7 protein-coding genes are annotated in these 8,912 nt (G+C 71.5%); 6 read left to right on the forward strand and 1 reads right to left on the reverse strand.

Features of this window, described 5'->3' with window-relative positions:
- Window positions 1–101: 101 nt before the first annotated feature.
- The 4 genes from C1I99_RS25480 to C1I99_RS25495 all read left to right on the forward strand — a co-directional run bounded on the left by C1I99_RS25480 (window position 102) and on the right by C1I99_RS25495 (window position 4,264).
- Window positions 102–1,166: a FecCD family ABC transporter permease gene (locus tag C1I99_RS25480; protein WP_199562388.1), complete on the forward strand. Its 1,065-nt coding sequence runs from the start codon at window positions 102–104 to the stop codon at window positions 1,164–1,166.
- A 2-nt stretch (window positions 1,167–1,168) separates the two neighbouring features.
- Window positions 1,169–2,233 (forward strand): FecCD family ABC transporter permease, encoded by a 1,065-nt coding sequence (locus C1I99_RS25485; RefSeq protein ID WP_111136728.1) that lies wholly within the window; start codon window positions 1,169–1,171, stop codon window positions 2,231–2,233.
- Window positions 2,230–3,045 (forward strand): ABC transporter ATP-binding protein, encoded by an 816-nt coding sequence (locus tag C1I99_RS25490; protein WP_111136729.1) that lies wholly within the window; start codon window positions 2,230–2,232, stop codon window positions 3,043–3,045. The genes C1I99_RS25485 and C1I99_RS25490 overlap by 4 nt, the downstream gene beginning before the upstream one ends.
- A 172-nt stretch (window positions 3,046–3,217) precedes the next feature.
- The gene (locus C1I99_RS25495) at window positions 3,218–4,264 is read left to right on the forward strand and encodes an ABC transporter substrate-binding protein (protein ID WP_233512707.1); all 1,047 of its coding nucleotides are present in this window, start codon (window positions 3,218–3,220) and stop codon (window positions 4,262–4,264) included.
- 260 nt (window positions 4,265–4,524) lie between these two features.
- On the opposite strand, the gene C1I99_RS25500 is transcribed toward C1I99_RS25495, so the two are convergent.
- Window positions 4,525–5,472, reverse strand: a complete 948-nt coding sequence (locus tag C1I99_RS25500; RefSeq protein ID WP_111136731.1) for a methionyl-tRNA formyltransferase — start codon at window positions 5,470–5,472, stop codon at window positions 4,525–4,527.
- A 284-nt stretch (window positions 5,473–5,756) separates the two neighbouring features.
- Between C1I99_RS25500 and C1I99_RS25505 the strand changes: the two genes are divergently transcribed.
- Both C1I99_RS25505 and C1I99_RS25510 read left to right on the forward strand, forming a co-directional pair.
- Window positions 5,757–7,127, forward strand: a complete 1,371-nt coding sequence (locus C1I99_RS25505; RefSeq protein ID WP_111136732.1) for a lysine N(6)-hydroxylase/L-ornithine N(5)-oxygenase family protein — start codon at window positions 5,757–5,759, stop codon at window positions 7,125–7,127.
- Between the two features lie 10 nt (window positions 7,128–7,137).
- Window positions 7,138–8,912, forward strand: a 1,775-nt coding sequence (locus C1I99_RS25510; RefSeq protein ID WP_146604053.1) for an amino acid adenylation domain-containing protein, incomplete at its 3' end; no start/stop codon positions are given.

Below are 8,912 nucleotides of genomic sequence, written 5' to 3' on the forward strand. Positions count from 1 at the left end.
CCTTCACTTCTAGCTTCGTCGGCAGCGTCAGAGTGTATAAGAGACAGGTTTGTGACCAGCCGGGTGTATCGGATGTAGTTAGGTATGGCTATCCTAACGTCATGTCGTTGCAGGAGATCCGGCCGTTCCGGCTGTCGGCGGGCATGCCGACCACCGGTCGGGCACGGGCCGGCGTGTGGACACGATCCGGGCTGCTCGTGCTCGCGGTCGCGCTTCTCGCGGTGCTGTCGGCCGCGTCGATCGCGGTGGGCAGCCGCGAGATCCAGCTGGCGGAGGTGTTCCGCGTTCTGGTCAACCCGGATGGGGCGTGGAACGACGCGGTCGTCAACGGGATGCGGGTACCGCGAACCCTGCTCGGCCTGGCCGTCGGCACGGCCCTCGGGGTGGCCGGAGCGGTGATGCAGGGCTTGACCCGCAATCCGCTGGGCGATCCCGGGCTGCTCGGGGTCAGCGCGGGCGCCGCATTCGGCGTGGTCCTGGCCACCGGGGTGTTGGGCATCGGGTCGCTGTACGGATACGTGTGGTTCGCGTTCGCGGGGGCGTTGGTGGCGACCGTGGTGGTGCACGTGCTGGGCAGCCATGGGCACGGCGGCGCGACCCCGGCGAAGTTGGCGTTGGCCGGTGCTGCGGTCACGGCGTTTCTCAGCGCGCTCACCGGTGCGTTGATCCTGATGGACACGAACGCGTTGAACACCTACCGGTTCTGGTCGGTGGGGTCGCTCGCCGGTCAGGATCCCCGCCTGCTGCCGCAGGTGCTTCCGTTCCTCGTCGCGGGGCTGCTGCTAGCCGCGGCGAGCGCGTCCGCGTTGGACACCCTCGCCCTCGGGGAGGACGTGGCGCGGGCGCTGGGGCAGCGGCTTGGCTGGACCCGGGTCCGTGCCGCCGGGGCCATCGTGCTGCTTGCCGGAAGCGCGGTGGCGGTCGCGGGCCCGATCGTGTTCGTCGGGCTGGTGATCCCGCACATCGCCCGGGCGATCTGCGGCCCCGTGCACCGGTGGCTGTTGGCCTTCTCGGCGGTGCTCGGGGCATGCCTGCTGCTGGCCGCCGACGTGGCCGGCCGGGTGGTGGCCCGCCCTGAGGAGGTGCAGGTCGGCATCGTCGTCGCCTTCGTGGGCGTGCCGTTCTTCATCGCGGTGGCGCGCCGGCGCCGGCTCGCGGAGCTGTGACCATGCGGGCTCCGGGAGTGCAGCAGGTCGCGGGACGCACCACGTACCGCCTGGCCCGGCCCTCGGTCTCCGGGGTGCTGCGGGTACGCGCCCTCGTCGTCGGCCTGGTCGCCGCCGCTCTGGCGCTGGTCACCCTGTCGGTGAGCGTGTCCATCGGAGACTATCCGGTGCCGCTGCCCGATGTGGTGCGGGCACTCGCCGGCTCCGGTGATCCCGGCACCCTGCTGATCGTCCGCGAGTTGCGCCTGCCCCGCGCGGTGGTCGCGCTGCTCGTCGGCGCCGGCCTGGGCATGTCGGGCGCGATCCTACTGGCGTTGACCCGCAACCCGCTGGCCAGCCCGGACATCCTCGGCATCGCGCAGGGCGCGAGTGCCGCGGTCGTCGCCGGAGTCGTGCTCGGGTTCGGCAGCTCGCTTGGCACGTCCGGCATAGCCCTGCTCGGTGGCCTCGCCGCGGCGGCAGCGATCTACCTGTTGGCATGGAGGCGCGGCACCACCGGGTACCGCATCGTGCTGGTCGGTGTCGCGATCGCGGCGCTGTGCCTCGCCGTCACGCAGTACCTGCTCGTCCGCGCGCAGATCTTCGAGGCCCAGCGCGCCGTGCTGTGGCTGATCGGCAGCCTCGACGGCCGCGACTGGGCGCACGCCACCCCGCTCGCGATCGCCCTGGCGGTCCTGGTGCCCACTGCGTTGGCCACGATGCGGTGGCTGACCCTGCTGGGTCTCGGCGACGACACGGCACGCGGTCTCGGCGTGCCGGTGCAGACGGCGCGGCTGCTGCTGTTGCTGATCGGCGTGGGGCTCGCCGCGTTCGCCACCGCCGCGGCCGGGCCCGTGGGCTTCGTGGCGCTGCTGTCGCCGCACATCGCCCGCCGACTCGCCGGCGTCGCCGGCCCGCCGCTGCTCGGATCCGCACTCGTCGGGTCGGTGATCGTCCTGGTCAGCGACGTGACGGCACGGTTGCTGCCGGGCGGCCAGCTGCCCGTCGGGGTGGTCACGGCGGCGCTCGGGGCCCCGTTCCTACTGATTCTGCTGGCCCGGGCGAACCGCGCCGGCACGGGAGGATGACCATGGAATTGCGTGCGGAACGGCTCCGCCTGGCGTACGACGCGCGGGTCGTCGTCGATGGCCTCGACCTCGAGATCCCGACGGGGGCGGTCACGGTGATCGTCGGTCCGAACGCCTGCGGCAAGACGACGTTGCTGCGGGCTCTGGGCCGGCTCGTCACGCCGAAGGCCGGCACGGTGCACCTCGACGGTCGTGCGATCCACTCGATGCCCACCCGCGAGGTGGCGCGGCGGCTCGGCATCCTGCCCCAGGCGCCGGTCGCACCCGACGGGCTCGCCGTGATCGACCTGGTCACCCGCGGCCGCAGCCCGCACCAGAACTGGTGGCGGCAGTGGTCGACCGGCGACGAGCTGTCGGTGCTGGGGGCGTTGCGCGCCACCTCGATGCTCGAGCATGCGAGCCGTCCCGTCGACGAGTTGTCCGGCGGGCAGCGGCAGCGGGCGTGGATCGCGATGGCGCTCGCCCAGGAGACGCCGATCCTGCTGCTCGACGAGCCCACCACGTACCTGGATCTGGCCCACCAGATCGAGGTGCTGGACCTGGTGGTCGACCTCAACCGGCAGCAGCAGCGGACCGTGGTGATGGTGCTGCACGACCTCAACCACGCGAGCCGTTATGCCGACCACCTCGTCGCCATGAAGGCCGGCAGGATCGCCGCGCAGGGTCCGCCGGCCGAGGTGATGACCGCCGAACTGGTGCAGGACGTGTTCGGGTTGCGCTGCCAGGTCGTCACGGATCCGGCGAGCGGCACCCCGCTGGTCATCCCGTACGGCCGTCACCACGCCGCCGACGCCCCCTCCCTGGCGGGGTGACCCGCCGGCCGGCACTCGCCCGCACCCACCGACGTCGAGCGACTCCCGCAGCGGGTCAACGACGCCCGCGTCGACGTCCGCTCGGGAGCGGGCACCCTCCGGGCGACCACCAGCGAGTCGGCGCCCGTCCGTCCGGGCGGCGCCCAACCGGAAAGGAAATCCATCAGTGACCATGCCAGCCCACCCTGACGCGCCGCTCCGGCGGCGCGCCGGTGCCACCCGGCGCCGAATCCTCCGCGGCGCGGCCGCCCTGACCGCGGCAGGCATGTTGGCCGCCTGCTCGGCGGGTGGCGGCGAGCCCACGACGAGCGCCAGCAAGACCTCCGGCCCGTTCAGCTACACCGACGACCGCGGCAAGGCGATCAACCTGCCGAACCTGCCGCAGCGGATTGTCGCCCAGGCCAGCTCGGCGGCGGTGCTCTGGGACTTTGGGCTGCGCCCGATCGGGGTGTTCGGGCCGCAGAAGCTCGCCAACGGCGAGAACAACCCGCAGGCGGGCGACGTCGACCTGAGCGCAGTGGAGTCGGTCGGCGTCAACTGGGGCGAGTTCAACGTCGAGAAGTACGCCAGCCTCCGGCCTGACCTGCTGGTCACCAACAAGTACGGCGAGATCCTCTGGTACGTGCCGGAGGAGTCCCAGAGCAAGATCGAGCAGGTCGCCCCGATGGCGGTCGTCGACCTGACCGGCAAGTCGGTTCCGGAGGCGATCGAGAGCTACGCCAAGCTCGCCCGCGCACTCGGCGCGGACCTCGACGCGCCGGCCGTGCAGCAGGCCCGGGCGGAGTTCGAGCAGGCGTCGGAGGAGTTGCGTAAGGCCGCCCAGGCCAAGCCCGGCCTGAAGGTGCTGGTCGTCAGCAGCAACAAGGACAACGTGTACTTCGCCGAACCGAACGAGTACGGAGATCTGGAGTACCTGCGCGAGCTGGGCCTGGACGTCGTCGAGCCGGCCGGTAAGGAGCCGTTCTTCGAGGCCGTGAGCTGGGAGCAGATCGACAAGTACCCGGCGGACCTGATCCTCTACGACACCCGGGAACAGGAGGTCACCTGGCCGTTGGCGAAGGTGCAGACCATGCCGACGTGGAAGGAACTGCCGGCGGTGAAGGCCGGCCAGGTGGGCGCCTGGCGCGCCGAGACGCCGTTCAGCTACCAGCAGCAGACGGCCGTGCTGCGGGAGCTGACGGAGACCATCAACAAGGCTCGCGCCGACGTGGTGCCCTGACCGTCGGGCATCGCTCCGTCCCCGATCCTCGGCGTCTGGGGTGGGGCGCATCCCTCATCGCGGCACCGGCTCCCCGCGCGACCAGCCCGGGTACGGTCACCGGTTCGGTGAGGAGCGGCCTACCGAGGTACCGCCGGGGGCGTTCGCTCGGATCAAGTAGCTGACGAGACGTGTGGTGGGCGCCCTCCGGGCGCCCACCACACGTGTACCCGGCAGCGCGGCAGATGTCCGGCCCCGAAGAGCACGGCCTGCCGGCGGGGTCAGGGCTGGTTGGTCAGGTAGCCGCCCATGCTGGTGAAGTAGTCGGCCGCGGCCAGTTCGTGGCCGTCGTCGGTGCGGACTCGCTTGATGGCCAGCCCGTGGTTGCGGCCCTTTCGGGCGTCGGCTCCGGCGACGATGACCACGGCGTCGCCCTCCCGGTAGAAGATGCGGCCCGGCGTGCCGCCGTAGCGGTTCTGCGACACGGCGGCCGCGAGGACCTCCAGCCGCTTGCCCTTGTGGTAGGTGAACGCGCTCGGGTACGGGTGCGACTGGGCGCGTACCAGCCGCTCCAGGTCCTCGGCCGGCCAGGTCCAGTCGATCCGGCTGTCCTCGATGGAGCGCTTGTGGAAAAAGCTGGCCTTGGACCGGTCCTGCTTGACCCAGTCGGTGCGGCCGGACGCGACCAAGGCCAGGCCGTCCACGGTGATGGGACCGAACAGCTCCAGGGTCTTGTGGAACAGGTCGGTCGCGGTGTCGGTCGGCGCGACGGGGACCGCCCGTTGCAGCACGATGTCGCCCGCGTCGAGCTCCTCGTTCATCATGTGGGCCGTGACGCCGACCTCCTTCTCGCCGTTGATGAGCGCCCAGATCAGCGGGGAGAAACCGGCGTAGGCGGGCAGCAGCGAGTCGTGCACGTTGAGCGTCCCGTGGCGGGGCAGGTCGAAGATCTGCGGCGGGATCCAGGTGCGCCAGTTGGTGGCCACGATGACGTCCGGGTCGGCCTCCTTCAGCCGGGTCATCAGCTCCTCGTCGTCGGGGCGGTTGCGCAGGAGCACCGGCACGCCGTGCGCCTCGGCGAGGTCCGCGACGGAGTCGCTCCAGATCTTCTCGTACGCGTGGTCGCTCTTCGGGTGTGTGACTACCAGGGTCACCTCGTGCTCGGAACCGAGCAGCGCCTGCAGGGTGCGGTGTCCCCAGGTCTGAAATCCGAACATCACGACCCGCATGGTGGGCTCCTCATCTTGACGTGGAACAAGAGACGCTGCTAAGTAAAGCAAGGCTTACCTAAGTGGCGCAACGCCCCGGGCAACTCGCCCGATCGGGCCATGGGAGCCCCAAAACACCCCTCGACAGGGACTTTCTCTTAGGATAGCCTTACCTAACTTGGTCCGGCTTCCACAGTGTCCGGCTGAGTCCGGCGTGCGCGGCGGGGCCCACCCCGGCCGCGCACGCCGTCAGGCCCTGCCCCGCTGACCCGCGTCTCGCGGCCAGCCCTCGCGATGGGATTGACATGTCACAGGTTCTGGCAAGCGATGCCTCCGGCGACGAACCTCCGGTCTTCGATCTCGTCGGGATCGGCTTCGGGCCGTCGAACCTCGCGATGGCCGTCGCGCTGACCGAACACAACGCCAAGGCCGGCATCGCGGGAGCCGTGACCGCCCACTTCCTAGAGCGGCAGCACCGGTTCGGCTGGCACCGCGGGATGCTCATCGAGGACGCCACCATGCAGGTCTCGTTCCTCAAGGACCTGGTGTCGCTGCGCAACCCGGCCAGCGAGTTCAGCTTCCTGTCCTACCTGCACAGCAAGGGCCGGCTGGTGGACTTCGTCAACCACAAGAGCCTGTTCCCGCTGCGGGTGGAGTTCCACGACTACTTCGAGTGGGCCGCGGAGAAGGTCGACGACCTGGTGTCGTACGGGCACGAGGTGGTGGCGGTACGGCCGGTGGTGCGCGACGGAGCCGTGGTCTACCTCGACGTGGTCGCCAAGGCCGGCGCCTGTTCCGATCCCGCGGTGGTGTACCGGGCGCGCAACGTGGTCGTTGCGCCCGGCCTGGAGCCCTGCCTGCCCGCCGGCATCCGGTCATCGGCGAAAATCTGGCACAGCCACGAACTGCTGTACCGCGCGGAGATGCTGCGCCGCCGCGCTCCGTCCCGGTTCGTCGTCGTCGGCGCCGGCCAGAGCGCCGCGGAGATCGTCGCCTATCTGCACGAGCAGTTCCCGCGGGCGCAGGTGTGCGCGGTGTTCTCCCGGTACGGCTACAGCCCCGCCGACGACAGCCCGTTCGCCAACCGGGTCTTCGACCCGGCGGCGGTCGACGACTACTTCACCGCCCCGGAGGCGGTCAAGCAACGGTTGATGGACTATCACCGCAACACCAACTACTCCGTGGTCGACCTGGACCTCATCGAGGAGCTGTACCGCCGCGCCTACCAGGAGAGGGTGCTCGGCGTGGAACGGCTGCGGATGATGAACCTCGCCCGGGTCACCAAGGTGGTGGAGACCGCGGATCGGGTTCAGGCTACCGTCACGTCGCTGATCACCGGCGAGACCACCGTACTGGACGCCGACGCGGTGGTGTACGCGACCGGATACCGTGCCCAGGACCCGACGGACCTGCTGATCGACGCGGACCGGTACTGCCGGCGCGACGAGCAGGGCCGGCTGCGCGTCGCCCGGGACTACCGCGTGGTTGCCGCGCCGGAGATGCGGTGCGGCGTCTACCTGCAGGGCGGCACCGAACACAGCCACGGCATCACCTCGTCCCTGCTGTCCAACACCGCGGTGCGCGCCGGCGAGATTTTGCGGTCCGTGGTGGCGCACCGCGACGACGCACCGGTCGAGCGGGCCGGCCTCGCGGCCACCGGCACCGGACACGCCTGAGAGGACAGCTGTGGAACCACCACCCCTGACCGGCCACGGCCGGGGCGGCCGGCTGGCCAACGGACCGGTGCACCGGATCGGCGACCAGACATTGCCGCAGCTGTTCGCCGCGCAGGTCGCCCGTACCCCGGACGCGACCGCCTTGGTGTCCGGCGACATCCGGCTCAGCTACGCCCAGCTCGCCGCACGGGTCGACCGGCTCGCGGAGCTGCTCGCCGCACGCGGCGCCGGTCCGGAACGCCTCGTCGGCGTGGCCCTGCCCCGCTCGGTGGAGCTGGTCGTGACCCTGCTGGCCATCCACCGCGCCGGCGCCGCCTACCTGCCGCTGGACGTCGACTACCCAGCGGACCGGCTCCGCTACATGATCGCCGACGCCGCCCCGGCCCTCGTCGTGACCGCCGGCCGCGCCGGGGACTGGCTGCCGGACGACATGCCACGCCTGTACCTCGACGCTGCGACCACCGGTGGCGCCGCGGCCACCACGGTGCCGCTTCCCGACCAGCCCGCGTACGTCATCTACACCTCCGGCTCCACCGGCCGCCCGAAGGGCGTGGTGGTCTCGCACCGGGCGATCGTGAACCGGCTGCTGTGGATGCAGGCCGAGTACGGGCTGACCGCCGACGACCGGGTCCTGCAGAAGACCCCGGCGAGCTTCGACGTGTCCGTCTGGGAGTTCTTCTGGCCGCTGATCACCGGTGCCGCGCTCGTCGTGGCGAGGCCCGGCGGGCACCAGGACCCGGCCTACCTCGCCCGGTTGATCGAGGCGGAACGCGTCACCACCGTCCATTTCGTTCCGTCGATGTTGCGGGTGTTCCTCGCTGAGCCCGCCGCGGTGCGGTGCGCGTCCGCGCTGCGCCGGGTGATCTGCAGCGGTGAGGCGTTCCCCGCCGAGCTGCGGGACCGGTTCTACGCCGGGTACGGGACGGGCGGCCCGCGGCTGCACAACCTGTACGGGCCGACCGAGGCCGCGGTCGACGTGACCTACTGGCCGTGTGCGCCGGGCGAGCGGGGCCCGGTGCCGATCGGCTGGCCCGTGTCCAACACCGGCCTGCGGGTCCTCGACGACCGGCTGTGCCCGGTGCCCACCGGGCAGGTTGGCGAGTTGTACCTCACCGGGGTGCAGCTCGCCCGCGGATACCTCAACCGCGCCGGGTTGACGGCGCAGCGGTTCGTGGCGGACCCGCACGGTGGCCCGGGCGAGCGGATGTACCGCACCGGGGACCTGGCCCGCCGGCGGGCCGACGGGGCGCTGGAGTACCTCGGCCGGGTCGACCACCAGGTGAAGATCCGCGGGTTCCGCATCGAGCTCGGCGAGGTCGAGGCCGCGCTCGCGGCCTGCCCGGGGGTCGCGCAGGCCGCCGTGCTGGCCCGCGAGGACCGGCCCGGCGACCGCCGGCTGGTCGGCTACCTCGTCCCCGAGCCGGGCAGCGCCCCGGCCGACGACGCGCTGCGCACCCACCTGGCCGCCCGGCTGCCGGAGTACATGGTGCCGGCGGCGTTCGTTTCGCTGCCCGCCATGCCGCTGTCGGCCAACGGCAAGCTCGACCGGGGCGCGCTGCCCGCGCCCGACTTCGCCGCGCTCGCCACCGCGGCGGCGCCGCGCACGCCGCGCGAGGAGCTGCTGTGCCGGCTGTACGCCGAGATCCTCGGCCTGCCCGCCGTCGGTGTCTCCGACAGCTTCTTCACCCTCGGCGGGGACAGCATCAAGGCGACCACACTGGTGAGCCGGCTGCGCGCCGCCGGGCTCACCGGCACCCCACAGGACGTCTTCTCCCACCCGACCCC

Source organism: Micromonospora deserti (genome assembly GCF_003236335.1).
GTDB classification, from domain to species: Bacteria; Actinomycetota; Actinomycetes; order Mycobacteriales; family Micromonosporaceae; genus Micromonospora; species Micromonospora deserti.